27 protein-coding genes are annotated in these 25282 nt (G+C 34.9%); 3 read left to right on the top strand and 24 right to left on the bottom strand.

The genetic code is table 11. The annotated features are described in order from the left end of the window. The 6 genes from JCM10991_RS05815 to JCM10991_RS14410 all read right to left on the bottom strand — a co-directional run bounded on the left by JCM10991_RS05815 (position 1) and on the right by JCM10991_RS14410 (position 3523). Positions 1-282: a hypothetical protein gene (locus tag JCM10991_RS05815; RefSeq protein WP_025020833.1), complete on the bottom strand. Its 282-nt coding sequence runs from the start codon at positions 280-282 to the stop codon at positions 1-3. Positions 283-304: 22 nt separating this feature from the next. Continuing rightward, positions 305-937 (bottom strand): hypothetical protein, encoded by a 633-nt coding sequence (locus tag JCM10991_RS05810; protein ID WP_025020832.1) that lies wholly within the window; start codon positions 935-937, stop codon positions 305-307. Positions 938-954: 17 nt separating this feature from the next. Continuing rightward, positions 955-1194, bottom strand: a complete 240-nt coding sequence (locus JCM10991_RS05805) for a hypothetical protein (protein WP_023859212.1) — start codon at positions 1192-1194, stop codon at positions 955-957. Positions 1195-1221: 27 nt separating this feature from the next. Next, a complete protein-coding gene (locus JCM10991_RS05800) occupies positions 1222-1806 on the bottom strand; it encodes a Cas9 inhibitor AcrIIA9 family protein (RefSeq protein WP_023859211.1) in 585 nt (194 codons plus the stop codon). 29 nt (positions 1807-1835) lie between these two features. Beyond that, complete coding sequence (locus tag JCM10991_RS05795; protein ID WP_023859210.1) at positions 1836-2264, bottom strand: hypothetical protein; 429 nt, start codon at positions 2262-2264, stop codon at positions 1836-1838. A gap of 236 nt (positions 2265-2500) precedes the next feature. Next, entirely contained in the window at positions 2501-3523 is a 1023-nt protein-coding gene (locus JCM10991_RS14410) for an ERF family protein (protein WP_162149491.1), read from the bottom strand. Between the two features lie 212 nt (positions 3524-3735). Between JCM10991_RS14410 and JCM10991_RS05785 the strand changes: the two genes are divergently transcribed. After that, positions 3736-3936 carry a hypothetical protein gene (locus JCM10991_RS05785; protein WP_025020831.1) on the top strand — a complete coding sequence of 67 codons (201 nt, stop codon included), beginning with the start codon at positions 3736-3738 and terminating at the stop codon, positions 3934-3936. Between the two features lie 229 nt (positions 3937-4165). On the opposite strand, the gene dnaN is transcribed toward JCM10991_RS05785, so the two are convergent. The 16 genes from dnaN to JCM10991_RS05690 form a co-directional block, all read right to left on the bottom strand. After that, the gene (gene dnaN, locus JCM10991_RS05780; RefSeq protein ID WP_025020830.1) at positions 4166-5323 is read right to left on the bottom strand and encodes a DNA polymerase III subunit beta; all 1158 of its coding nucleotides are present in this window, start codon (positions 5321-5323) and stop codon (positions 4166-4168) included. 100 nt (positions 5324-5423) lie between these two features. Beyond that, a complete protein-coding gene (locus tag JCM10991_RS05775) occupies positions 5424-5786 on the bottom strand; it encodes a hypothetical protein (protein ID WP_023859206.1) in 363 nt (120 codons plus the stop codon). Positions 5787-5788: 2 nt separating this feature from the next. Beyond that, positions 5789-5947, bottom strand: coding sequence for a hypothetical protein (locus JCM10991_RS15160; RefSeq protein ID WP_023859205.1), 159 nt, complete (start codon positions 5945-5947; stop codon positions 5789-5791). Between the two features lies 1 nt (position 5948). Next, positions 5949-6416: a Panacea domain-containing protein gene (locus JCM10991_RS05765; protein ID WP_023859204.1), complete on the bottom strand. Its 468-nt coding sequence runs from the start codon at positions 6414-6416 to the stop codon at positions 5949-5951. After that, on the bottom strand, positions 6409-6819 hold the full coding sequence (locus tag JCM10991_RS05760; protein WP_023859203.1) for a hypothetical protein: 411 nt from the start codon (positions 6817-6819) through the stop codon (positions 6409-6411). The genes JCM10991_RS05765 and JCM10991_RS05760 overlap by 8 nt, the downstream gene beginning before the upstream one ends. An 11-nt stretch (positions 6820-6830) precedes the next feature. Beyond that, positions 6831-7061: a hypothetical protein gene (locus JCM10991_RS05755; protein WP_025020829.1), complete on the bottom strand. Its 231-nt coding sequence runs from the start codon at positions 7059-7061 to the stop codon at positions 6831-6833. 99 nt (positions 7062-7160) lie between these two features. Then, the gene (locus JCM10991_RS05750; protein ID WP_162149490.1) at positions 7161-7487 is read right to left on the bottom strand and encodes a hypothetical protein; all 327 of its coding nucleotides are present in this window, start codon (positions 7485-7487) and stop codon (positions 7161-7163) included. Positions 7488-7718: 231 nt separating this feature from the next. Beyond that, positions 7719-12410, bottom strand: coding sequence for a helicase-like domain-containing protein (locus tag JCM10991_RS05740; RefSeq protein ID WP_025020827.1), 4692 nt, complete (start codon positions 12408-12410; stop codon positions 7719-7721). A gap of 121 nt (positions 12411-12531) precedes the next feature. Continuing rightward, entirely contained in the window at positions 12532-12744 is a 213-nt protein-coding gene (locus JCM10991_RS05735; RefSeq protein ID WP_023859199.1) for a hypothetical protein, read from the bottom strand. Between the two features lie 42 nt (positions 12745-12786). After that, positions 12787-13386 (bottom strand): hypothetical protein, encoded by a 600-nt coding sequence (locus JCM10991_RS15555; protein ID WP_023859198.1) that lies wholly within the window; start codon positions 13384-13386, stop codon positions 12787-12789. A 22-nt stretch (positions 13387-13408) separates the two neighbouring features. Further along, positions 13409-13696: a hypothetical protein gene (locus JCM10991_RS05725; RefSeq protein WP_025020826.1), complete on the bottom strand. Its 288-nt coding sequence runs from the start codon at positions 13694-13696 to the stop codon at positions 13409-13411. A 44-nt stretch (positions 13697-13740) separates the two neighbouring features. Beyond that, positions 13741-14166, bottom strand: coding sequence for a hypothetical protein (locus JCM10991_RS05720; protein WP_023859196.1), 426 nt, complete (start codon positions 14164-14166; stop codon positions 13741-13743). Between the two features lie 245 nt (positions 14167-14411). Further along, on the bottom strand, positions 14412-14987 hold the full coding sequence (locus tag JCM10991_RS05710) for a DUF4313 domain-containing protein (RefSeq protein WP_025020825.1): 576 nt from the start codon (positions 14985-14987) through the stop codon (positions 14412-14414). Between the two features lie 587 nt (positions 14988-15574). After that, positions 15575-16588, bottom strand: a complete 1014-nt coding sequence (locus JCM10991_RS05700; RefSeq protein ID WP_025020823.1) for a DHH family phosphoesterase — start codon at positions 16586-16588, stop codon at positions 15575-15577. A 15-nt stretch (positions 16589-16603) separates the two neighbouring features. Continuing rightward, positions 16604-17197, bottom strand: coding sequence for a hypothetical protein (locus JCM10991_RS05695; protein ID WP_025020822.1), 594 nt, complete (start codon positions 17195-17197; stop codon positions 16604-16606). Between the two features lie 31 nt (positions 17198-17228). Further along, positions 17229-18089, bottom strand: coding sequence for a class I SAM-dependent methyltransferase (locus JCM10991_RS05690; RefSeq protein ID WP_025020821.1), 861 nt, complete (start codon positions 18087-18089; stop codon positions 17229-17231). A gap of 284 nt (positions 18090-18373) precedes the next feature. Here JCM10991_RS05690 and JCM10991_RS05685 point away from each other — a divergent pair, with 284 nt between their 5' ends. Further along, on the top strand, positions 18374-18820 hold the full coding sequence (locus tag JCM10991_RS05685) for a hypothetical protein (protein ID WP_155889586.1): 447 nt from the start codon (positions 18374-18376) through the stop codon (positions 18818-18820). Positions 18821-19195: 375 nt separating this feature from the next. On the opposite strand, the gene JCM10991_RS05680 is transcribed toward JCM10991_RS05685, so the two are convergent. Further along, positions 19196-19642, bottom strand: a complete 447-nt coding sequence (locus JCM10991_RS05680; RefSeq protein ID WP_025020819.1) for a hypothetical protein — start codon at positions 19640-19642, stop codon at positions 19196-19198. Beyond that, positions 19639-22305, bottom strand: coding sequence for a hypothetical protein (locus JCM10991_RS05675; protein ID WP_025020818.1), 2667 nt, complete (start codon positions 22303-22305; stop codon positions 19639-19641). Before JCM10991_RS05675 ends, JCM10991_RS05680 begins: the two co-directional genes overlap by 4 nt. A 482-nt stretch (positions 22306-22787) precedes the next feature. Between JCM10991_RS05675 and JCM10991_RS12805 the strand changes: the two genes are divergently transcribed. After that, positions 22788-25282, top strand: a 2495-nt coding sequence (locus JCM10991_RS12805) for a hypothetical protein (RefSeq protein WP_035188179.1), incomplete at its 3' end; no start/stop codon positions are given.

Genomic DNA, 25282 nt, shown 5'->3' with positions numbered 1-25282 from the left:
TTATTTTACCTCCTTAAAATTTTCTTCGATCATGAGTTTAGCTTTAATAACGTGATCGCATGGTGTGTAGTATGCTTTTGCTAATTCTTTTGAAGTTTTAAATTCTGATTTTTCAACGTAGCTGCTATTGACTACTGAGTTAGTTTCTAAGTTAAGCAATGCATAATTACCGTTATAAAGCTGGATTACGTAGAAATAACTTTCTTCAGAAGAAATAATGTTACCTAATTGGTAAATTTCTTCTGGTTTAGCTGCTATTGCATTGAATTTTTCAATTTCCATAATTAATTTTTCTCCTTAGTTTTTAGTTCTTATATTCCACATGTACTGTAGGTAGAATAAAGAATTCTTGTGGGCCTAAGTCGAATGCTGAATACTTGTTTAAGCGACTTAAGTCAGTAATAGTGGTCATGTACGATAAACTATCAGAAAAGACATAGATGAATTTATCGTTGTCAATTTGTTGAAGATTGCGTAAGTCATTAAAGAATGCAGGCTCTTCTTTAGGTAACTCATTGTTTGTAGCAATGTATTTGCTTAGATATACCTTCTTGTACATTTCGTAATCACGATAATCAAAGCCGTAACGTGTAAAGAACTTATTACGCTTTTTAAGTGTGTCGTTAATGATTTGTTGTTTTAACAGTAACAGTTCTTTGGCAGGCTTCTTTTCTGCTTTAATTAAGCCTCCTTTAGCAAAGCTGATGTTGTAAGCAGGGCGAAGATACGTTAATGCCATCTTATTCACTAACTGGGAGTTGTTTGGACTTTCTTTAGCAAGGAAGTATCCAGTATCATATCCGTTAACAGCACTAACGGCATTTTCGATAAAACGTAACGCTGCACTTTTTGGGATGCTTGCTGCTTTTTGCATTTTTTCGTTTTGTTTCTGTGCTTGTTTGTAATCGTTAAAAGCGATTAATGATAGGTATCCCATTTAAAAGTTCTTCCTTTCTATATTGTCATTAAGTTGTTGATAGTGTTAAGAAATTTCTCTTGTTCTTCAGGGGTAATACGCATGTCTTGATAAATTTTATTTGCAATATCTTGGATTTCATTTAAACTCGTAAAATCAACGTCCTCTGCAAAGTTTAACCCTTTATCTTTCGATTTGTTTTCTAAGAAGATACGGGCTGCATTGTAATGTTGAAGTTCGAGGTTAAGTCCTCCTTTGTCTCTAATAGCTGTTTTCATAATTAATTTTTCCTTCTTTCTAATTTTCTATACGAAATCAAATAAACTGATTTCTTCTGTTTCTTGTTTCTTTTGTTCTTTCTTTTGATTTTTGCTATTTTCCTTAGCTTTCTTGATGATGCTATCGGCTGTTGGCATAGCATTATCACTGTCATTTGATGTTCCAGTATTTGTTGTTGTAGGTCTAAACACTTCAGTTTCTTTCTCTTGAGGGGCAAAGAAAACATAGTATCTACGTACTAACTGAAATACTGCTTCATCAGGGATATCAAACCCGATACCTTGATTTACTTTTACAACTCCCGGTACGGTTACTTTGGAATCGTAAAGCTTTTTTGCTAACTCCTTAAAGTTAGAAGTTACGTAGTTCATAGCACCAAGGATAGTTGCTTGTTTTTCCCATTTAACGATAGCTTTCATAAGAGTGTTATCATTGGTTTTCTCGCATAGCCAGTTATGAATACGATGTAAATTGAAAGTTGCGTATTTCCACATCTCGTCAGGGATGTTAGGGTCTTTTTCAATGTCTTTACTCATCTCATCGTTCATAATCTTAAGTGCTTTATCAACTGTTTGTTTTTCTTGTGCCTTTTTTTCTTCTAAAGTAATCATTTAATTCACTTCTTTCTTTGAGTAGGGGATTATGAGAATGTTAGTTCTTCTTCGTCAAAGACTGTAATTTCTTTGTAGCCAAACATTGTTTCCCAGTACTCAATATCGTCGTCAATTGGTTGTGTGTTAGTTAGTTGTGAAACGTAACCATCACTTAAATAAGATTTTGCTGATTCGTATGTGGTACCTAAATCGTAAACTTCTTCGGTTGTTACGCAGTAGATGTTATCAATATGAATTCCTTCTTCAACATCATCTAGATACACAGTTGGTACAGCTCCTTCAGCGCTTAAGTGAAGTAATTCTCTACCACTAACTAAGGCTCCTTCTTCAGCTGAATCGCTTAATCTTTCTTTTAAAGTTTGGTGTTTAATTTCCAAAGATTTGTCTTCAAAATTGAATACAGCTAAAGTAACAGGTTCTTCGTTTAATTTGTTAATAATTTCTTGTGTTGTCATAGTAATTCTTCCTTTCTAGATTAAATAAATTTTTAACTACATCGTAAAAAAAATAAAGGCTTTAGCCTTAAAATATTAAATTAGCATAATGTAGCAAAGCAAACCAAAAAACAAACAAAACCAGTAACTAAGGGTGTTTTTTGCTTATAACATTTGGTTTACTTTACTGTATATATGTATTATTCTATGCTAAATTACGTAAAAAAAACAACTAAATATCTAGTTGTTTTGTGTTTTTAGCGACCAATCTTTTCGAGTTCTTGGCTCAAAATATTGGCTTGTTGTTCAGTGCTTAAAGTAGTGTAATCAACACCTTGTCCTCTAAGGATATTATTAACTTGCTCTAAAACTTTATTTTGTAACTGATCTGATGGAACTTGTAATTCAGTGGATTTACGTTGAAGAACGTTGTTATAGTTCTGAATTGCTAGTTGTTCTTGACTAGTATATTGCTTTTGTTGAGACTTTGAAGCCTGAACAGGTTGCGGTGTTTGTTGTTGAGGATTAACATTATTTTGCTTTTGTACTGGAGTATTTTGTTGTGTATTGTATTGGACATTTTGAGGTTGTTGAACAGATGTGTTAGGGGTATAATTTTGAGTTCTTTGTGTGTTTTGTTGGACTGGTTGATTATATCCCATTTGTTGTGCATTTCTTGCGTAATTATTGTTATTTTGGTAGTAAGTATTACGGCTATTTTGTTGATTATTGTTGTAATAATTGTTTTTCTTGTACTGGCGGTTATTGTTGTAATATCCGTTACCATATTGGTTACCGTTATTGTTACTTACATTTCCGTCCAAATCATCATCAGCAACAATATTAAATACAGCAGAAATAGCATATCTCTTACAGTAGGTAAGAATACCACCTTCGTTTTGGACTTGAGATGCTCGTGTATTGCGATTGTTTCCGTTACGTGAAATGTAGTAGGGTGGGAATACAATCCATTGTCCACTTTCAGGATGATCCAAGCGTACTGCAATGCCAATATACTCTGAATTACTAATTGGAATAGGCGTAATAACAATACCGTGTTTAGATGCTACAGGCATTAAAGCTTTGTTAATCGCGTCTAATGATACATATTGGCTGTGTGTTTGTGGGTTTGTTTTGTCTTTAGTAATACTTGGTAATTCAGCTTGTACTTTTAACTTACAAATCATTAATTGTTTAATATCTGGAGTTTGTCTAACACCAAATGCTCCAAGGCTAGGCGCAAGTTCAGAACTATGTTGTTCAGAAACGTGATTTATCATATTTTGTGTATTTGACAACGAATTTTGGGGGTATTTTTCTTCCATTGTGTACCAAACCTTTCTGTATAAAAATCATGAAATTATATATATATTTTTGTTTTATTTTTAGGAATTATGTGCTAAAATAAAAACGTGAACAAAAATCGTAAATAAAAAACGAAAAAAATAAATGGTTTTTTATAAGGGGAAAAATCGAAAGAAGGCCAAAAAATATGCAAAACTTATCTAACGAACAATGTGAAGTATTGGGAAAAGAAGTTCTTAGAGCTTTAAATTTAAATCCAAAAATTGCAGAATTAGCACTTGATAATAAGGAACTTTCCGATTTTTATTGGAATCAAGTTGAAAATAATTTGAATTCTTCTGGATTTTGGGATTGCTTAAAGATTGCTAAGGAAGCTGTTACTGTATAGTAATAATATTTGCACATTGTAGGAGCGGATTTGTGCCTTTCTTCGCGTTTGAACTACGATGTTAAGTCATATCAAGTCATAAGAACTTCTGTCTAAGTCGTCCTTATGTTAAGGTTATTTAACCTAACTTAATCTAATTTAATTTAATTCTTTTTTATCACTTATTGCGTTTACACGTGCGTAATAAAAAAGGATGTACGGTCAATGCTGTACATCCTTTTTTGCGTTGTTAAGCCAATCGAATAGGTGTGATGATTTGAATATAGTTATCGTCTTCAGGGTTTACTACTCTGAAAGGACGAAGTGAGTTGTTAAAACTTAAGATAACGTTATCTGATGTAATTTGAGATACAGTTTGGATGATATAGTGAGGGTTCATACCAATCTTAAGTTCTTTTACCGTACTTGATACTGGTTCAAAACTAAGTTCTTCGTGCATATCACCAGTTGACGGACTGTTACTTGAAACTGTTAATTTATCATCTTTGATTTCTAAAAGTGAAACTAGAGATTTAGCAGTTTTCGCAATAATAGTAGCACGTCCGAAAGTGTCTAACACATCTTTACGCTTTAATTTAATTGTACAATCATCACTGATAGGTGGGATGATTCTACTTGTGTCAGGGTAGTTACCTTCTATAAGCCGAAGTAAGATTCTGTTTTGGCCCAAGTTAAAGGTAATTTGACCTTGATTAGGGGTAAACTGAATTTCAACTTCATTATTTTCTTCTAAGATTGAACTGATTTTAGTTAAAGGCTTTGCAGGTATGATAGCATCCCATTCAATGCCATCAGTATTAATATCAGTAGTAACTTTCGCCATAACGTGAGTATCAGTAGCTTCTACCGATAGTACATTTTCTTCTTGATCGCCATTTGTAACTTGACTGGTTGAGAAGTGTAAACCTGTTAACGTTGGTCTACTTTCTTGTGTACTAGCAGCGTGGCTAACTTTCTTAATTACAGTGGCAAAGTCATCAGTTGCAAAGGTTAATGATTTATCATCAGCGTTTGTTTCTGGAATGGTAGGGAACATGTCAGCACTTAAAACACTGATTTTGAACTTACTTTTACCAGACTTAATATGTGCTTCGGTATCAGATTTTGTTTGCACAGTAATCGTTTTACCTGATAACTTGTTAATAATGTTACTTGATAATCTAAAAGGCATAAGAATGCTACCGGGTTCATTAACAAACACTTTATCTCCAGTTAAAACAGTTTTAACTAAGGTGAGGTCAATATCTGAAGTTGTGAAGATAATGTTTTCTTCGGTGGCAACAATTTTTACTGATTCTAAGGTACTAATTGTTGGCTTACTACCGATTGCAATGCCCATGTCTTTCATGAGCTTCTTAAATGTTTTTGTTTCGATTTTAATTTCCATAGCTATTTATCCTTTCTGTTTTTTCTGAATTTTTAAACTACATAATCGAGAAAATAAGGCTTTAGCCCTAAAAATACCACTTAGGTAGTGGCATATTAAGTTAATAGCGTTTAACAAATTCTTCGTAACTTATTGCAAATTCTTCGTTGAATGGGCCAACTTTGGTAATTCCCGGAGTAAAGATGTTAAGATCAGGGCGAATGCGATAAAGGTCGTTAACGCATGCTTCTGGGACGATAACGTAAGCTGACTTAGGTAAGTCTAAAATGTATTTACACCGTTTATCTAATTGAGGCTGTAATATAGCAACTGGTACTGAGCCATTGCTGATTGAGCCGATAATGTTTTTGGAATAATTAAAGCTAATGATTGGTCCATCAGGCTCGTATTGAGTGATGAGCTTGTCTTCTTTGTCTGTGATGACGATTATTTCTCCGGTTAGATTGTATATTTCTTTTTCCATGGTTATTGATTCTCGCTTTCCGTAATATTTTCATCTGTTATCCATTTTGGATATTTATTAAAATCTATATAGATAATGTCTTGTAATTTAGATTTATTATCTATCGAAACATTCCTTTTAGGTTTAGAAGGGCTAACTACTCGTTTTTTATTTTTTCCCATATTAACCTACTCTTTGAATGTAGCAATTAAATATATCACGATCATCTATTAAAGTGGAGCTACTGTCTAATGGTGATAAATCCTTGCGTGCATTTCTCCAAGGTTTTTCTTGATGTGTCATGCTTTCTAATTGATCAGCTGAATAATTTCCGTATACTTCCCAAACTTGTTCAAGTATATCCTGAATATCCTCAACAAACTCAGGTTGTTCCTTAGGTTCTTCTATATTCTCGAAACCGTAACTAGCATACTCCGCATGTAGATCACGAAGAACTGGGCCGTGAACCCATGCTTCAAATTTTGCGTCATCAAATAATCTTATATTCAACTCTTCGCTCGAATCGTTTAATAATGTTAAAACCCATGCATAGGCATAATAAACTAATTTCTGTAACTTCTTAGGCGAAATTTTACCTTTTCCTTCAACTAAAAACCAATCAGCTACATCATTATAAGAATACTTAACCATTGATTTCACCCCTCTTCCATTTGTAAATAATGTGGTTATCTAATAACCAATTACATGTATTTTGAGCTTCTGGAGTGGTCTTTTTGCCTGATATTTGCCTGTCGGGCCAAACAAAAATACCACCATAGTGCAAGAAGGCATAGTCCCATGTATCAAACCAATATTCTTTGGGCATATTTTCCATATAGTCAGCATAAGTGATATTGTCTCGGTTACAGATGAGAAATACCATAACATTTTCGTGACTTCCACGTAATGGTTGAATAAGCCCGTCTTCGCGAATAACGAATTCTAAGTGAGTAGTGGGACTAAGTTTTTCTTTTAGCTGTTCTTTGGTAATTGGTTTAGGCATATTGGCCCGCATAAATTCGTATGATCGGTAAATATCTGTCATGTCGTCCATTTTGAAGCCTCCTAAAAAGAAATTTTTGCTAACGTAAGATACTTGTCGTCACAGTAGCTAAAAGCAGCGATTTGTAAAATACGGTCAACTTCGTCTGAAGGTATATTTTTCTCAATAATATAGTTAGGGTTGTGTTGCTTTAAATACTTTTGTTGAAGTTTTAGTGCTGTTTGACGAGCTTCTTTTGAATTACTAGCTTGGGAGACTACTTTGCGGGTAATGGTGTTATATACATAAAACATATTAAAAAACATCCTTTCTTTTTTGGTCGCGTAAGGGTGTGAGGAAACTCAGTAATTTATTACCGAGATGAAAATAGCATCACTAAATCAAACTATTATTTAGTCTTTGTCTTCGGATGCTAACAAGGTAATAATGGCTGTCTTGTAGCCATTTTCGTCAATGTGTACTTCTGCTTTTGGCAGAGAATCTTTGTTATTTCCGGGTATTACATAGCGATAAGTAACATTTTTAGCCTCAACATCAATCCATTTATTACCGCAATGAAAAGAATAGGTAGTTGGGATGGTATTGATTTTCAACATGTGGTATTTGATGTCTTCAAAGTGCTTATCATATTCAGTAGCAACTAGCGTTTTGACTTTCTTTGTGCTGACTGATTTAGCGTGGATTGTATTTTCTTGCCGAGGGGATGACCCGTTAGGCAAATTATCTCTATTTTTAACGGGTGCTAGAGTGGCTATGGTTATCATGCAATAGAAAAGCCAATTATAGCGACGACAAAAAATGTCCAAAATAAGTTTTCTTTTTGCTTTGGGTTTAATTTTATTTTTTTCATTTGTATTTTTCCCTTTCTGCGTCGATAGGTGTAACTACATAATAAGAAAAATAGGGGCTTTAGCCCTAAAATAAAACCACCGAAATAAGGTGGTTTTATTTTAGAACAAGCTAAGTTGTTCAGGTTCGGTTACGACAGTCTTCTTGATAGTAATTGAAACTGAAGCAGTTTTTTCGTCTTCTTGTGGGATAAGGTCAAACAAGTTTAATTGTTCAGAAATTTCAATATTAGACTTATCGTCCAGTTTTGTACGAGAAGTTGTCTTAGCTGTGGCATTTACAGATGTCTGTGTAATTTTCTTCTTATTTTCAGTACGAGTAGTAGTGGTTGTTACTACTTTGATTGTACTTTCTTCAGGTTCAGGCTTAACTTGCATGTCAACGTCAAACTTAACAGCGTCGAAGTCGTGGTAGTTGACAGTAGTTTGGTAACGTGACTTTTCTTCTAAGTTATCTTGCTTTTCAAGGACTACTGCATCATTAGTTAAGTCAAAGTTAGGGTGACTAGCTAAGAAATCATCATCAAATTCAGTTAACTTTTCGTTGATTTCTGCGATGTTAATTTTCTCGTCGCTAGAAACATATGGAGAAAGTAAGAATTGCTTTTGACGGAGGTATTCTAAAGCTTCGTCCTTGTCGAAACCATTGGTATCGAAGCCAATTTCAATAACTTTCTCGTGTGTCTTGATAGATTGTTGCTTTTCTTTGAGTGGACGTTCTAAGCGGTTAATCTTATTGATAATACGTTGAATAGACCCAATTTGGTTATGTGGTGCTAATTCTACTTGTACGGTGTAGGTAAAGTTACGTACTAAGTAAACATTCTTGATTAAGAATGCCTTACCAATTTGAGTTGATGGACGTTTGTCATCAATTTTAATCTTGAAATCGTGGTAATTACCAACTTCAATCAAGCCCTTTTCATCAACATTAAAACGGTTTCCAATGTAAAGTGAGTTTAAGATACGGTGTAATGCCATACCTGCATTAGCGCGCTTGTCATAAGTTTGACCGTCAATAGTCATTTCGAAGTCTTGATTTTGAAGGTTACTGTCAGTTACATAGGCTAAATCAGCTTCAATATCCTTCAAGTTTGCTTGAAGCTTAGGTAAAAGTTGATTTGCTATTTCAACATTGCGACGCTTAGCGTCTTGACTACGTTCCCAGTTACGCTTTTGTTGAGATAACAAGTCAATACGGTTGTTCAATTCAATACTAGTCTTTAAGAATGGGTTAGAAGTAGCAATCGCTTTAAAGTCAGAGGAGGTCATGACTTCATCATCAATATCAGACATAGAGCGAATAGGGCTCTTGTTTGTCATAATTTGTGTGATGTACTTTAACTTGTTTTCTTGAATTTGCCATAAGTAGTTATCAAAGGAGCCTTTTGTGATGTAGTAGTAAGTTACTACGCCTTTGAACATGTTACCTTGACGAATTAAGCGACCGTTGCGTTGAATGATATCAGATGGCTTCCAAGGCACGTCAAGGTGGTGTACGGCTTTCATACGTTGTTGTACGTTAAGCCCTGTACCACCTTTTTCAGTAGAAGCAATCAAAATCCGCACTTGACCTGCATTCATCTTCCGAGATAATACTGTCTTAGCGTTTTCGTCTTTGGCATCGTGCATAAAAGCAATTTCGTTTTCAGGAATACCTGCGGCTACTAAACGATCCTTTAAGTCTTGGTAAACAGAAAAGGTATCTGTCTTTTTTGGAGTACCTTGGTCTGAGAAAATCATTTGTGTGCCCTTGTGGTCGTCTGTACGCTTGTAAACGTCCATAACATTACTAATTACCTGCGAGAGCTTTTTAGAGTCCTTAGAACTTGATTCTGGGTCTAATAAGCGCATGTCTAAAGTTAGCTTACGTGCTTCACCAGTAATCTTTAACATATTGTCTTCGGTAGGGTCCACATCTTCTGTGTGCAATTTTTCTGAACGTTCAACTAATTCTGCTAATTTAAGCTTTTGTTGTTCTGTTAAATCGCTTGTGATAACTACCTTTTGTGAATCAGGAATATCTAAATCTAAAGAATCAGATGTCATGATATCAGTAGATGTCTTGTATAAGGACATTAATTCTGGTAAGTTTACAAACTTAGAAAAACGCTTGGTTGATACATACTTGCTACCAGTAGGGTTTAATTCTAAAGAACTTTCAATTAAACCGAATGCACCGACCCAATCGTCAAAGTTGCCTACTCCGTATTTAGCTAATACATCTGGTTGGATGTAGTTCATCATAATGTACATTTCGGAAATACTGTTGGATACTGGAGTACCTGTTGCAAATACTACATTACGATTATTAAACTTTTCGTGCAAGTAGTTAATCTTAGCTTGCATATCTAAGTTCTTCTTAGCTGTTACAGAGTTAATACCTTTGATTTGACCCAAGTTACTAATAGGTGCAACGTTCTTGTAGCCATGTGCTTCATCGACAAACAAGAAATCAACACCTAAGTTTTCAAAAGTGATAAAGGAATCACGCTTAATCTTGCCAAGGGCATCTAAGCGCTCCTTAAGCTTATTCTTACGGCGTTCTAGCTCTTTAACTGTCAAGTACTTATCGTCTTTTTCAGCAGACGCGATAACGCTTAATAATTCATTATATTGGCGTTGTATGAATTTTTCTTCAGTTTCTTTTGAAACGGGAATCATTTCAAATTGTGATTGACCGATAACGATACCATCGTAATCTGAAGTCATAATGCGTGAAACGAAGAGCTTACGGTGTGACTTTTCAAAGTCTTTCTTAGTTGTTACAAGTACTTTCTTATTTGGGAAAAACTTCAAGATTTCTTGTCCAAATTGGGCAGTTAAGTTTGATGGTACGACAAACATTGGTTTCTTAACTAATCCTAGGTCTTTAAGCTTGAAAGCAGCTGCTACCATGGTTAAGGTCTTACCTGCACCTACTTCATGAGCAAGAAGGGCACGTTTGTCTTCTAAGATACGTTGAACAGCATTCTTTTGGTAGCCACGCAAGTTGAATTGCTTTGCTAAACCATTAAATTCTAAGTGTGAACCGTCATATTCTTTTAACTTAATGCGGTTAAATTCTTGATTGTAGGTTGTTTCAATCAATTGTGACACTTCGGGGCGACTTACGACAAATTCTTTAAACAAGTTTTCAAGACGTTTTTCTACTTGGCGTAGGTTAGCAGTCGCTACAGGGTCGGTAACACGTTTCTTTCCTGATTCGTCATTTTCGTCAATCTTAGTAATCGTTGGTAATTCATTGCGCATTAAGTAGGTCATGATATCAGAGCCACGACTGTACTTTTTACTATCTTCAAGCCCTAAAGCTAAGTTTACACGAGCCCAACCATAGTCCATGTAATATCTTTGGAATTGACTGTTGATAATAATGTGCTTAGGACTCTTTTCAAAGACATCATTGTATTCTGGACTGTCAAGCTTTGGGATGTTATCGTCAAACACAAAATCATCTACAGAATTAAATTCGTGATCGCTAAAGGTTGCGGCTGCAAACATCGCAAATACATTGTCAGGAATCCATGAAGAACCTAACTTGTAGGAAATATCTGCTAAGGAAATTGTCTTTGGCTTAACATCTTCTAATTCCTTTAAGTATAAGGACCAGTTAGCTGCAGTATCTCCTTCTTCCTCAAGTTCTTTAACTAAGTCAATCTTAGTAAGAATATCACCTGATAAAGCATCATTTCGTTGTACATATTCTACATTTCTGAACATTGCGTAAGCTTCGATGTCAAGCATGATGTTATTGCCTAATTCTTCAATTAAGCTTTCTTTAGTTGAGTTAGGGTAGATAGAAGTCATTACACTAAAATCTACACCTTTACCTAACGATAAACTGAAATTCAAAGCGTCGATTGCATTATTAACTGTTGTTGGCTTTGAAAGAGGGCGGATAGTTGGTTCAAAGAATGCTTGTGCTTTTTTGTAATCAACTTGCTTACTGTTTTCTTTAGGTGGTAGTTCATCTTCTAAGGATGCGATTAATGGGTATGAATCATCTGATTCAAATAAGCGTGCATTAACCTTATCGTTCAAGTAACCAAATTTCAAAAGAAATTCATCATAACAAGTGTTTAACTTGACTAACAAGTTATCAAAAGCTTGGACATCATAGTTTTCTTTTTGTTGTAAATCAATGATCTTACGGTAGGCTTCTTTGATACCAATCATCCCAATAATACGTTCTTTTTCGTTTTGAGATAATGGCTTGTTGTAGAAGTATGTTTGCTTGAATTGTCCCTTGTGTTTACCGGTGGTTACCGCCTTAGAATTACGGTAAATAGAGGTAATAGCGCTAGGATTTTTCTTAGTGATTTCCTTGAACTCTTTGACAATAGCGGAGGTTTCTGAACGGTCAAAGCCCAAGAAGTTTCCGTCTTTATCTTCAAAGAAGACAAGGGATGCTGTCTTAGCACTTTCTTTAATACCGTTGTAATCACGGTAATAAATCTTACCTGTTTTACGATCAAAACCGTAAGAGTACATGGCTAAGTTGACAATGTTATCAGGTAAGCCGTCATTAGCTGCTTCAACTGTTTCAAGAGCTGCTAAGTTTTGGTGGTTAGGAACATTGTTATTTTCAAGTTCTTTGAAATTGTCAAAACTGTCTTTAATAGCTTGTTGAAGATTTTGCTCTTCAGGTGCTTTAACAGATAAGCGACCACCCATAAAATGCTTTACTTCGTAATCACCTAGAACATTTTCTAAGTTGTAAACAAAGTAAGGGTTTGCTTTGACGTTTTCTTGTACTTCAATAGGTTTGTTCCAAATTAATTGTGTATTACTCATGATTATATCTTTCCTCCTTGTATATTTTCTTATCTTGAATAAAACTACATAAGCAAAAAAATAGGGGCTTTAGCCCGTAAAAAAACCACCTAAAATAGGTGGCTTAAAATTGTAATTTCTTCTAATTTTCTTTGTTCTTTGGACCAAATAGTTCTTCGTCAGTTGCAGTATGTTCACCAGCATATAAGAAATATGCGATGATGAATGGCACGATGATTAAGAGTTTTGGTACTATGATGAAGAGAATAGTGGTTGCAACGGTAATGACTGTCAAGAAAATAGTTGATAAGGTGTAAAAAAGGTTACTTTTGCTATCTGTGTATTTTTTGCTCATGTTGATTTACTTCTTTCATTCTTGGATATGTGTAATCTTTTCTTACCACCAAGCAATAATTGCTGTGGAACCTTCTTTCCAATTATGGATAAATGATTCGTCTAAACCGCCGGATTCAACCATTTCCATTACACGGTCTTTGTCGGTTGAATAGCAACAGTTTTCTGGCAGGAGTTCCCAACCGTAGTCATTTAGACCTTTGCGTTGGTAGTCTACTTCTTCAGTTTGGTAGACATAACAATCAACGGGAACTTCTTTGGTTAGTGATTTTTTATCATTGCCGGTCAATTCGATTTTAACTTCAACGTCGGTGGTGAAATCTTTGATAACAAAGCGGCTGAGCCAAGATTCGTAGGCGCTACCTACAATAACGAGATTTGAATCTTTGAAGGTTTTATCCTTATATTCCGGTAATTTTTTGAAGTATGTGTCAAAAATTTTTTTGAAATCAAATTTTTCTTCCATGACTTTAATCTCGTGAGTATAATCTTCTAACAAGTCTTCTGGAAGAGTATTTTCACGTTCTTGATCTGCGACTGTAACGTAGCTCAAGTCTTTTTCGAATAGTTCAGCTTGGTGGAAAACTTTACTTTCGTCTAGTTCAAATTTTTTAAAACGTTTTAGGTAGATATCTAATCCCATGGTTATTACCTCTCTTTATTTTTTAGTCGGTTAAGTCTACGCCGTTATCCACAGCAAACTTTACTGCAATTCTTTCGCAATTTTCACGTTCATCAAGTGGAGTGTATGCGAGTTGCATTGCTATTTCAAACAAGTCTTTAGTGTCAAGCAAAGTTTCAAAATCGTCGGTTGTGATGTCTTCGGAATATTTTTTCGAAATCGAAACTATCGGAACAGTCGTCTTTTTGCTGATAACAGTAATTTCGTCTTTGCTTTCTCTAAAGCCTAAATTCAAGGCTTTAACAGCTTTTTTAAAGTCGTTATATTTCATTGTTTTTCTCACTTTCTTAAAGTAATAAGTGTATTCATGATTTTTTAGGATTCAATAGCTTCTTCAAATTCTTGGTCGCTTAGTGTGTAGAGACAATTGTAGCAAGTCCATTTGCACTTATCTTGGTCGAAAAGATAGGCATACTCGACGTCTAGAAATCTGTCTAAGTTAGTATCTACAGCTGGTCTAAGTGCGGGTGACCAATCTTCGTGTCTATCGCGATGATATGCAATAGTTGTGTTTTCTTCGGGATGCTCAAAGGAATGAGAATCAGTTGTAGGTTCAAGATTTTCGCCTAATGAGCTAATATCACCTAAAGCGATTAACTGCCAAACTTTGGATGGTTCGGTGTACTTTTCAGTTAGAATTTTACCAACTGAGGCAGGGTAGCCGTCCCAGTGGCAGCGAATCCATACTATAGTTGAGCTATTTTGCTTTGCAATAATTCCAATGTTTGCGTTTGTTGACATTTTTTTTCCTCTTTTCTTTGGTTGTCTTAATTTATTACTACAAAGCCAAAAAAATAAGGGCTTTAGCCCTAAAATAAAAACCACCTAAATATCGGTGGTTAAATAACTGAATTATCTATTATTCATTGGGACCAGAGAAAATTTTCTCAAAGTCAGGGTCATTCACTGGCTTGTCTTCGCCAATAGTTACGTACACTTGGACTGACTCTAGCATTTCTGATACTTCTTTAAAGTCTAGCTTGTTATCATGTAACTTTTCTTAAGATTTCTTGGTAATGCTTTTCTTCGCTATCAGATAAGCTTTCATCGCTCAATCGTTCTGCGTACTGAATTGCAAGCAAAATAAGGTCATCTCGGTCCATGTGAGTTGATAAGCTATTGTATGCGTCATTCACTTCAAAAACGTTTCCTGTTGTTTCTAAATTTTCCGTGTTACTTTTCTCTTTCTTTGCTAAAATCTCGTAAACAGGGTAGGTTTTAAAGCCTGATTCGCCTCGCCTGCCTGTGTTTTGAATATACTCATGCTCAACAAGATATTCAAGCATGTCTGATGAAATGCAGTCTTCGTCTAAGAAAAATTCTTTTTCGCTATCTAACAGTAATTGGTCTGGTAGGTTAACGGAAACGACTTCTTCAGACGGATAACTTCCTTCTTCACCGGCGAATACGGTATATTCTAACATTACCGCATTTCGTTTTTCTCCGAAAATGGAGTCTTCTTGGTAGGTATCAAACACAATGCTTTGGGGCATTGTGGCATAACCAGCTCGAAAATCCATAAGTTGTACTTTAGCGTTGTCATTAAAATCAATTTTCATCATAATTTTTTCCTTTCTCTTGAAAAACAAAATACTTAATAAATTCCTACATAGGCAAAAAAATAAGGGCGACAGCCCTAAATAAAAAACCACCAAAATAGGCGGTTAAAAAACAAAAAAGTCTTGTAATAAGCCGGAATTCTAAACTTATTACAAGACTTTCCTTTTAGGTTTTGAAATGTCCAAAATTCTCAAGTATGAGAATAACCTAATCCACTGTTTTATCGTATCACGTACGAAGAAAAATAGCAAAAACAATGTAGCGTTAGCTAAAAGAAAAAATACCAAAAAGCCCAGTAATAAGCCGGAATTCGTTGCTTATTACTGGGCTCTTTGTATAATAAACGTAGCACTTGTGATAGAAGTGCAATAACAACGAGAGTAGCACTCTCTTATGGAGAAGTTTTTGTCGCGGGGTGTTGTTATTGTGCAATTACGGTGCATTTTGTGGAACACCCCCAACTTCTTTTCTGTGCGAATAACTTTGTCCACACTTATTCCTCTAACCTTACAGTTAGAGAATAACACAGATGAGAAAAAAAGCAAGGACACCTGTTTCTAGTGGTGTCCTTTTTGCCGTATTATTAGCATTATTGCTTACTTATTAATTTTTCTTTGATTTCTTGAATGATAGTCATGTTATTACTGTTAGCAGGTAATAAGATACCGCTAGCGGTAGGGTGTCCACCACCGCCATATTCTTCTGCTAAATCATTGACTATAATTTCAGTTGAACGCAAGCTAATGCGCCACGATAAGTCTTCTTCTTGGACACACATCATCCACTTGGTGATCCCTTGAACGGTACCTAATAAGTTAACGAAACGTGCCATGTCATCAGCGGGCCAATTATGCTTATTTAAGTCTTCTCTAGAAATGATAATGTTTGCAGTATCATCATCCACCACCATCTTATCGTAGCAGTAGCCTTTCATTTTAGCTTCTTCAAGTGTGGTAGTGGACATAGCGTGATTAATTTCAGTGAAATCTTTCATATCAAAACCACGAATGAGGTTAGCAACTGTGTTGAATGTTCTAGGACTAATAGCGTAAGAAAACTTTCCTGTATCGCCTAGAATACCTGTATACAGATATTGCGAAATAGGCAAACTCATTAAGCTGATATCATAAGTATTAACTTCAAAAAGATTACTGATAATTTCGGAGGTACTAGAGGCACTAGTATCTTGGTAACGAATAGTGTGTTTAGGATAGTTGTCTTTAGGTTGGCCATGAGTATCTAGTCCAACGGGATGATGGTCGATTTTAATTACTTTTTGAGCCTTGTTAAGTACTGAAAAATCAAGTGGGCCAAAGTCAACACGATTAATAGTCGAGGTATCTAGAATCACTACAGTAGCTTTCTCAAAGTCGCTTTCAGTTAAGAGCTTTTCTGATAATGATAATGATGAATTCCTAAAGGGAGGGAGTTCTTTTAACGTACTTGGAACGTCTCCTGCAATTAAGACTTGTTTGGCTTGTCCTTGCTCAATTACTAATTGGGCCAAACCATACTGTGATCCAATAGCATCTGGATCTGCCATAATGTGGCGAAGTACGATAACTTTTGGCGCTTTCAAAATTTCGTTTACAATTTTTTCCATAATTTTTTCCTTTCTTTAAAGTTGCGGAACGTTACTAATTTCTTTTTCGATTGCTTCGGTTAAGATTTCGTTGATATCTTCAATCGCAAAATCATCTCTATCTTGAGCGCAGAAGGTATTGAAGTACCAATCGTGTTGTAGTTCGTAATAAATAAACAGAACAGAAACGTTAACAATAATATCTGAATCATAACCATATTTTAGGTAAGCACTTAAAATATGCTGTGATGTTAGGATTCTGACAACCTTTTTAGAAAGTTCGTTGAATCGAACATCGCTAACACCATCGACAATTTCTTGATGAATTTCTTCAAGCTTTTGGTTAGCGAACTTTTTGTATTTTTCGAAAAATTGGGCTCTGGTAGGCTCCATTTCAATTTCAAAACTATCAATAAAGCCACGCTTCTTAGCATCTTCTAAAAAAGTTTCGATCCCATGTATATTGTCTAATTCTTGTTGCCATTCAAGTTTGCGATTTTCTGGTAATTTCTTATAACCAATGAAGTCATTAGTTCCAACTTCTGTGTCAATCGTCTGCCATAATTCTGTAGCAGTAGCAACTTCAAAAGTTGCTTGTCCCTGTGGTCCATATACTTTAATTTTAGTCATAATTTTTCCTCCTAAATAGTTCTTTTCTTGTTTAGTATTCTTTACGTTGAAACATGAGAATATCACTTGTAACATCAGTCCCTGCAATTCTCTTAAAGGTGTTACTTGGTAAGCGAATGCCGCCTAGAAAGTCTGCTTTAGACTGAATTTCAGGTAAGATGCTATTGTCTTTGTCAACTGTCCCAATAGACGTAATAATTGTTACTAATCCATTTCCTTCAAGTAAATCTACTGATTTCTTTAAGAAGTAATCATGAATTAAGTAGGGCTTTTCATAGTCTTTGTCAATAATGCGAATATCACCAAAGGGAACGTTGGTGATAATCAAATCAAATACGGGCTTAAATGGTGTCTTTTCGAAACCTTGTACTAACACATGAGCTTGTGGGAATAGCTGTGTTAAAATAGCACCTGTAATTGAATCTAATTCTGTGGCATAGAGCGTTGTTGTGGTGCGTAATTCTTCTGGCATAGTCATAAAGAAGATACCAGTACCTGCAGAAGGGTCTAAGACGTTACCACCAGTAAAGCCATAATCAACGATTTTATTCCACATTTCTCGTGCAATCATTGGATCTGTGTAATAAGCAGTCAATGCAGAGCTTTTTAGTGCTTCGTATTCGCTAGTTGTGACTAAGGTCTTAAGTTCCTCACGTTCTGCCTTAAATTTGAGATTATATTCTGCAAAAAACTCGTTGGCAAGTCCTCCCCAACCAACGTATTTAGATAACGTTTCTTGTTCGGAAGGGTTTGCTGATTCGTTGTTTTCTTCTAATTCTTTTACTAAGCGGATAGCTTTCATATTAGCTGCTACTTTGTCTTTAGTTGTTGAAGGGAAGTAGTTGCTGTCTGTATTGCTTGGTAAATAAAAGTTGTTTACTGTTGCTAACATAATTTTTCCTCTTTTCTGTGATTGAATAATTACTATACACAGTCAGGAAAATAGGGGCTTTAGCCCGAAAATCTTAGAATAGTAGTATAAAAATGGATCAATGAAGAAGATTACTAATTGGTAAATAGCAAAAGTACAATTTTGAGCGATTATGATATAATAATTGACTATTTTGGTATAGTGTGATATAAAATGCTTGAGGTGATAATATGCGAGCAGGCGAAGTATTAGACATACTAAAAATTTCAAGACTAACTTTGAAACGGTACCGGGAGAAAGGATATTTGATAGCTACTGAATTACCAACTGGGCAGTTTGACTATGATGCGGAGTCAGTGTATGGATTACGTGGTGATAAACTTGGTAAGCGTGATATTGTTGAAGTACCGTTAGAAATTGAGAAGATACCTGGGGACAGTAAACAGCCTGGTTATGTTTTCCTCTTTCCAACAATAGCATTAGGTACTATTGTTGTTGATAAAAGCTCGATAGATGACGTAATTGAATTTGCTAAAGAATGTTTGGTTAATGAAATTGTGGCTTACAAGCAAATGGGACGGTATACTGAGGATTTTGTTAAGAAATTGCATGAGCAATCCGAGTTAGACGACCGCACGGGTGTCGTGCCTTCAGATAAAATTTGGACGTCGGTTCAGATTGATTTGAATGATATTAATAAGTACACAGAAGCGTTAATTTCTGGTAAGTGGCCAGATTTTAATAATTCTTGATTTTATTTATTTTCTGGTATATATATGGTTATATAAGATTTAATTTTGTAGCTGTAAAGCTACTATTTATTTGCAGGCGGGAGTTTTTCTCTCGTCTGTTTCTTTTTGGATATCTTTTTTAGATAAACGAAAAAAGCGCCCATGTAGGACGCTTTTTCGCATAGGAGAAGAAAGTTTTCGCTTGTTTGATGTAAGATAATACTACTGCAAAACTTTCTATGGTTTCGTTCATCGATCGATCATTGGATCGCTCGCAACTCCAGAAACAGCTGAAACAACTAGAAAATTGCGAATTACGATGTACCATTATTGTAGTTTAATTTTCGAAAATTATCAATATAAATATTGAAAAAATTATAATAAAAACAATCGTTTTTATTGCAATTCAAATTCATCGTTGGCATCTTCAAATTGTTCAGTGCTTGAAACAGGAATAGTATTGTTTTCTTGTAAATTATCGTATTGATTACTTGCTTGAGCTGCTCGAACATGATTAGGATCATAAGAAGCATTTTGCAAGGCTTGAGATAATTGTGCAGGGGGGATGTTAATGTTTGGAGTGTGATCGACAAAACCATTAGCTGGGCCAACTTCTCGTTTAGCTTCTGAGTTGTATTTTTTAGCTCCGGGTGATAAGACTTTAACATCCGGTCTTAACTCACGTACAATATTAGCGTTAGACTCATTAACAATCACAATATCTCCAGAGGCTAATTGCGATAGATTATTCTTGGTCTTGTCACTAGCATCTTTATTACGGCTGTAAACAGGTATTTTAGGGTTTGTGGTGGTTTCACTCACTTTATTGTCATTAACTTTCACACCAAATCTATCGTTTTGTGGATGATTCTTGATCCTTGAGAAACATTGCTATCAACAAATTCAAGGTCTTCTTTGGTGTAATTGAAGATACGAGGGTTATTGTTGGTGATTTCTGTGATTTTATTATCAGACTTAGGTTTAGTTTCTTCGTATTTAACGAGGCCAACATATTGCTTTTGTTTAGCATCATACTTAGGGTAGTACAAATCAAGATCAGGGCGTTCTTCATGTAAAGCTTTGATGGATTTGAGATTAGTAATGACCTTTGCACCGTTATCGATGCTTTTAAGAATATCTTGAGAACGCTCATTGATTTTTCTATTAATCTTTAAGAGGTTGGTATTGTTATCTTGAGAGAAGTTCTTTTTAGTGTAGATGAGCTTGTCAGCTTTTCCTAGGTTATAGTCATTAATGATTAAATCATTCTTGTCACTAAAGAGGTTAACAAAGCTATCTTCTTTGGGTTGAACAGTTTTTTTATTACCGATTTCAGTGTTGATTTGATTTTCCTTTTCGTACTTTTTGATTTTTGCGTTTAACTTATTGTAGTTATTTTCAACCACTTCATCGTGTTCAAGCGGGACATCATCAACTTGTTCTAAAAATCCTGGAGTAACCATACGATATTCAGCGCTTAATTCTCTAAACTTTTCAAATTTAGGCCTTTGTACGATTTCCATAGTTCGTTCAAATTTATTTCTTGATGCTTTGGAAATTGATTTATTGTCTACCAGATCCTTAGCAGTTTGATAAACTAAAACATCATTGAACTTTTCTTGTAGCTTGTCAGTGAAGTATTCTTTATCCTTGCTAATATCCACACTATTTAAGAATTCGTCATTTAAAATAGTATCAATGACATCAGTTTGGAAGGTGTTCTTCTTATATGTTTCTTCTTGCTTTTCTAATTCCTTATAGTAATCAGATTCAATTAGGCCCAGAGGCTTGTTTTCTTCGCCTCTAGAGTCTGCAAAGTCATTTAGACTACCAACAGTATATTTCCCGTTAAAACGGTCGTAAGCAGCCATTAACACAGTAGCTTCTTGTATATCGTAGTTTCTTTGTTTTAACAGTGAGTTGAGGGTTACATCGGAATTACGGTACTTGTCCCATAGCTTATCAATAATTTCGTTTTTCTCTAATTCTTCTAGTAAGTCTTGTCTGATTTTGGCGTTAGCTAATTCTTTTCTTGCATTTTCGTTCTTTTGCTTAATATCAGCGTTCGTTACTTCATTAGTAGGGTTTGTGGCACTTTTACGAGATGTAGGTTTATTAGAATTATCAGAGCTATTAGCAGTTTGTTCATAATCGTAAGGAGGAATATCTTCAAAGGGAGGAATTTCATCCTCGTTAGGTAAATCAGGTAAAGGAGCGTTATCGTCAAAGACAAAATTATCATTGATTGGATAACCAAATTCGTCAAATTGCATTTGCCCGTTTGGATCCTCTAAAGGAATGTTATAATAGTAGTCATTGTTGTTTTCGGGTGCAGGTGGAATATTTTCTTCAAGTGAAACAAGTTCATCATTATTATATTCAGGAGTATTATCAAAACTATTATTATAATTATTTACCTTAGATGAATCTTTAACATTGCTGCTCTTGGTATAATCAACACCATCAATATTATTGGTGGCATCTTCAGCAACAATGTCTTGAGAATAGGTAGCTTGCTGCTTGTTAGGCAGCTTTTTCTTTTTGTTGGAAACTTTTTCTTGAATTTTATGATTATCTTTTGCTTTATGATAGCTCCGTTCTATCTCTAATTCATCAATTTTATTTTTCCAGAATGAACGTCCTAAACCGTCTAAAACATCAGAATTACTTGGTTTTTCATTTGGATGATCTTTATAGTATTTTTCTTTAGCTTCTTCTTGAATGTTACCAAATAATTCTATTGGAACGGTTAAGTCATTTTCACCCAGTGTAAAGACAGATTCATCTGTTATTTCAGCCTGCTTTTTTTCGGTGTTGTTCATCAGATACATTTGGTAATTACTTTTTTTGTAGTTTGTGTAAGTAGAGCTATTTATCTTTTGAAGAGTATCGTCTGAAAGCTTTAAGTCACTAGTAAAAGTGTCGATTTTATCATCAGGAATCTTATTATTAATATGATCTACAATGTTTTCTTGAATCCAGTTGTTATCAAGTTTTTGACCGTATCTACGTTCAAACTTTTGAGCCAAGTACAGTATATGGTTATCCTTAAGCGTTGATTTCATATCAGCAAGATATGCACTGCTTATTTGTCGCCCATAGGCTACATTGAATCTGTGTTCCATTCTTTGCATTGGGCTAAACTTACCATTACTACTTGGTTTATTCCAGTCCTCTTTAGGAGTCCTTTTTTTGCTATATATGTCTAAATTAGACATATATTTAACGTAGTCTGGGAACTCGGCTTCGTATTTAAAATTAATAGTCTTTTTTAAATCTTGACCTATTTGGGCTTCTTTTTTCGGAAGAGCATTAATGTATTCTTCGACTTGAGCTTTCCTAGTTGAACTGTGAATGTCGTCATAGTAGGATAGGATATCATTTTTCAGGGTTGCATCTAAATACTTATCAAATTCTTCTTTATCAAATTTTCCGTCTTTTCCTTTGGTATATAAAGCCAAAGTTAGCGATGCTATTAGTGCATCTTTTTGTCTTTCGGTTTGCAAATAAAATCACCTCATAACCTTCGTTTTTCACCTTTTCATAATCTTCGTTTTTCATCTTTTATTTTACTAAAAAAATACATGATTAATAAAATATATTTTTTAGAAAAATCATCGTTTAAAAAACGATGGATATATGTTAAAATAAAAACGTAATAACTCAGTGTTACATTTTTAATGCTAGTTTTGCAATAGACAGATTTGCTTACATGTTTACGTTTTCACTTTGGTGACGTGATAGTGATTTCTAATTTGGTACAGATTAATTGCACTTTAGCTTGAAGTAGTTAGAGGATTATAATTATTAGCGAATCTAAAAAAGAAAGTAGCGTTGTGTCTTGAGTAGCGCTGCTTTCTTTTTGCAATAAATAGCATGATTACGGCAAAAATAGCACTTTACTTTTAAGTGGACGGTGCAAATCCGTCTTGTCGTATAGCTATAATTAACCTCAAAATAGCAAAAAAATGAAATGGGGGAAAACATTTTGTCTAAATTATTTACCTATGAAGAGAAAATACGTAAGAAGATGTATCACACGAATAAAGGGTGGTATGTCGGTCAAAATGGCACATTGGAGCCTATTCCTGACCGTGCAAGTAAATCTGCCTCTAAGGGTGCAAGATACGCTCTTGTGGGCTTAGGAACGATTTTAGGAGCAGGAACAGCGATTAACGCTAGTGCTGACCAAGTTGTTAAACAACAAGTATTGGCTAACACTACGTTAGCAGAAGCTAATCAAGTAACGGTGGCTAACTCAAATACTGAGTCTGTTAGTGAAAGTAACATTGATTCGCAAAGTACCACAGAAAGTCATACGCAAAGTATGAGTAGTACACAAACTGCAAGTGTGAGTGAGGAGTTCTCTCAAAGTATTACATCTCAAAGTAGTGAATCAACTTCTGAATCAGTAACTAGTGTGTCAGAAAATCATTCTGAAAGTTTAAGTGATGATACTACTGAACGTGCAACAACAACGACATTTAGGGTTGCTGATTTTGCAAATAATTCGGCTCAAAATATCAATTTAAATGCTAATTTAATGGCGGTTAATACCGATACGCAAAACCAAAACGTTGACCCGTTGGAAATCACTAATGCGACGGTTACGAGTCAACGTTTATCAAATGGGCAATATCAAATTCACATTGAGTTTCCGGATGCTGTACCGTTAACTGCTGGTCAATATTTGAAGTTTACATCGCAAAATTATATTAGTGATTATTATGGTATTTTTGCGGATGGTGCTATGACAGATAAAGGAAGCGGTAAGCTCGTTTATAGATTATCTGTTGAGGGGTCATCCGAAGATTTTAAAAACCCTAAGAGTTTACTACAGTATTTTGGAGTTGGCTCAAATAATAACAAGCTTAATTTTGATGATACACAATTAGTTCAAAAAATAAAAAATGGCGACATTCAGGATTTAACGATTGACGATTATAAAGAGTATTTGAAAATTTTCCCTGATTATATGCCTAGCTTAACGTATAAGATTACTTTAGGTGATTATTTTGAAAATTTATCTAAAAATCGTCATTTAGATCTGTTAACTGGCATAATTAATCAAAATACGATTGATAATTATTCAGTTGATTTTCTGGGTAGTAGCAATCAGAATACTAAAAATGTTAATTTAGAAGTTAATTCTAACTCAATTCCAGGAAGTATTAAATTTACAAAACAAGGTAGGGATGAAGTTGATGCGTTTGTTAAGGATTTAAATTCGAAATTTACTAAACGTCCAATTAGTTTAACGGTAAATGGAAATAGCAGTAATTTAATTACTGGAGGAGAAACGGGTCAGGTTCAGTTATATCCGGATTTGCATTATCATTTAGATAATTCTATCACTAACTCCCAATTAAGTGTGTACGAAAGCACTATGGGAACTTCTGGAGACCAAGTGAAACCGATTGGTTTGAATACCGATGTTGTTTCGTATTATACACGCTCACCATTTTATTACGTACGTTATACGCCGAATGGTTTTGCGTACACCAGAGATGGTTTTGAACGTGAAGCTGGACAAGTTCAGATTCAAGTTAAGCTTTCTGATGATACTAAAGCTCATTTTGACAAGTCGATTGATGGTTTACTGATTGATGCTACCGACAAAAATACGCCTGATTTATTTGCAAACGGTGAAGAATCACCTGATGGTACTTTTATTAAAGCTATTGACGATGATATGAGTAAGTATGTATCAACTAAAACTCGTTACCAAGTAAGTTTGTCAGATGATGGGAAAACATTGACTTTTACTAATATTGATCCAATCAAATTACTTCCGGGAACAGAAAGTGCTACACACGTTTTGGCTTCAGAAAAAGTTGCAAAAGCAATTACGTTTGAAGAAGGATGGCAATCTACTATTGATAAAAATGGTAATTTACCACTAAAAACACAGACGACGGTAATTGATAAACAAGCAAATACAGAAAACACAATCACGGGATATAGACAATATTTAACGCCAGTTTTTGCAGTTGCTACCGGGGATGCTAATGGGACTAACGTAGGAACGATTAAATTTACTCCCGAATTTGATAATCCGCTTGGTGGTCAAACTTTACAAAATATTTTAGATACCTACCAACCAGTAACTGTTGTTGATAACGGTAATTGGAAGAGTACATGGGCTTACACTATTCCGGAAATTCCTGGTTATCGGGCAACGATGGTGTCAGTTAATGGCAAGGAAACAACGTTGCCTGAAGGTGGTAAATTTGCCGATTATGTTGGTCGTGGTGAACGAGATTATGTCGTTAAATATGTAAACATTGCTGAAGAAGATAAATCACTTTCGCAATCTACTTCGACAGTATTGAGTCAAAATATTGCTGATAGTATTTCAATTTCGACTTCTAATTCATCAGCCTATGAGTCATTTGTTGCTATGAGTAAGTCGAATTCAACTAGTGCAAGTACCGCAATTAAAGAATCGCAAAGTAATAGTGTTTCACTATCTACTGTACAGGC

It is taken from the genome of Ligilactobacillus equi DSM 15833 = JCM 10991 (assembly GCF_000615765.1).
GTDB classification, from domain to species: domain Bacteria; phylum Bacillota; class Bacilli; order Lactobacillales; family Lactobacillaceae; genus Ligilactobacillus; species Ligilactobacillus equi.
The sequence above is the reverse complement of the archived record's forward strand: the minus strand, read 5'-3'. Positions and strand labels throughout refer to the sequence as shown.

Excerpts from the sequence above, each read along its gene's own strand:
- JCM10991_RS05815 (WP_025020833.1), bottom strand. The coding sequence starts at position 282 with ATGGAAATTGAAAAATTCAATGCAATAGCAGCTAAACCAGAAGAAATT.
- JCM10991_RS05810 (WP_025020832.1), bottom strand. The coding sequence starts at position 937 with ATGGGATACCTATCATTAATCGCTTTTAACGATTACAAACAAGCACAG.
- JCM10991_RS05805 (WP_023859212.1), bottom strand. The coding sequence starts at position 1,194 with ATGAAAACAGCTATTAGAGACAAAGGAGGACTTAACCTCGAACTTCAA.
- JCM10991_RS05800 (WP_023859211.1), bottom strand. The coding sequence starts at position 1,806 with ATGATTACTTTAGAAGAAAAAAAGGCACAAGAAAAACAAACAGTTGAT.
- JCM10991_RS05795 (WP_023859210.1), bottom strand. The coding sequence starts at position 2,264 with ATGACAACACAAGAAATTATTAACAAATTAAACGAAGAACCTGTTACT.
- JCM10991_RS14410 (WP_162149491.1), bottom strand. The coding sequence starts at position 3,523 with ATGATAAATCACGTTTCTGAACAACATAGTTCTGAACTTGCGCCTAGC.
- JCM10991_RS05785 (WP_025020831.1), top strand. The coding sequence starts at position 3,736 with ATGCAAAACTTATCTAACGAACAATGTGAAGTATTGGGAAAAGAAGTT.
- dnaN (WP_025020830.1), bottom strand. The coding sequence starts at position 5,323 with ATGGAAATTAAAATCGAAACAAAAACATTTAAGAAGCTCATGAAAGAC.
- JCM10991_RS05775 (WP_023859206.1), bottom strand. The coding sequence starts at position 5,786 with ATGGAAAAAGAAATATACAATCTAACCGGAGAAATAATCGTCATCACA.
- JCM10991_RS15160 (WP_023859205.1), bottom strand. The coding sequence starts at position 5,947 with ATGGGAAAAAATAAAAAACGAGTAGTTAGCCCTTCTAAACCTAAAAGG.
- JCM10991_RS05765 (WP_023859204.1), bottom strand. The coding sequence starts at position 6,416 with ATGGTTAAGTATTCTTATAATGATGTAGCTGATTGGTTTTTAGTTGAA.
- JCM10991_RS05760 (WP_023859203.1), bottom strand. The coding sequence starts at position 6,819 with ATGGACGACATGACAGATATTTACCGATCATACGAATTTATGCGGGCC.
- JCM10991_RS05755 (WP_025020829.1), bottom strand. The coding sequence starts at position 7,061 with ATGTTTTATGTATATAACACCATTACCCGCAAAGTAGTCTCCCAAGCT.
- JCM10991_RS05740 (WP_025020827.1), bottom strand. The coding sequence starts at position 12,410 with ATGAGTAATACACAATTAATTTGGAACAAACCTATTGAAGTACAAGAA.
- JCM10991_RS05735 (WP_023859199.1), bottom strand. The coding sequence starts at position 12,744 with ATGAGCAAAAAATACACAGATAGCAAAAGTAACCTTTTTTACACCTTA.
- JCM10991_RS15555 (WP_023859198.1), bottom strand. The coding sequence starts at position 13,386 with ATGGGATTAGATATCTACCTAAAACGTTTTAAAAAATTTGAACTAGAC.
- JCM10991_RS05725 (WP_025020826.1), bottom strand. The coding sequence starts at position 13,696 with ATGAAATATAACGACTTTAAAAAAGCTGTTAAAGCCTTGAATTTAGGC.
- JCM10991_RS05720 (WP_023859196.1), bottom strand. The coding sequence starts at position 14,166 with ATGTCAACAAACGCAAACATTGGAATTATTGCAAAGCAAAATAGCTCA.
- JCM10991_RS05710 (WP_025020825.1), bottom strand. The coding sequence starts at position 14,987 with ATGATGAAAATTGATTTTAATGACAACGCTAAAGTACAACTTATGGAT.
- JCM10991_RS05700 (WP_025020823.1), bottom strand. The coding sequence starts at position 16,588 with ATGGAAAAAATTGTAAACGAAATTTTGAAAGCGCCAAAAGTTATCGTA.
- JCM10991_RS05695 (WP_025020822.1), bottom strand. The coding sequence starts at position 17,197 with ATGACTAAAATTAAAGTATATGGACCACAGGGACAAGCAACTTTTGAA.
- JCM10991_RS05690 (WP_025020821.1), bottom strand. The coding sequence starts at position 18,089 with ATGTTAGCAACAGTAAACAACTTTTATTTACCAAGCAATACAGACAGC.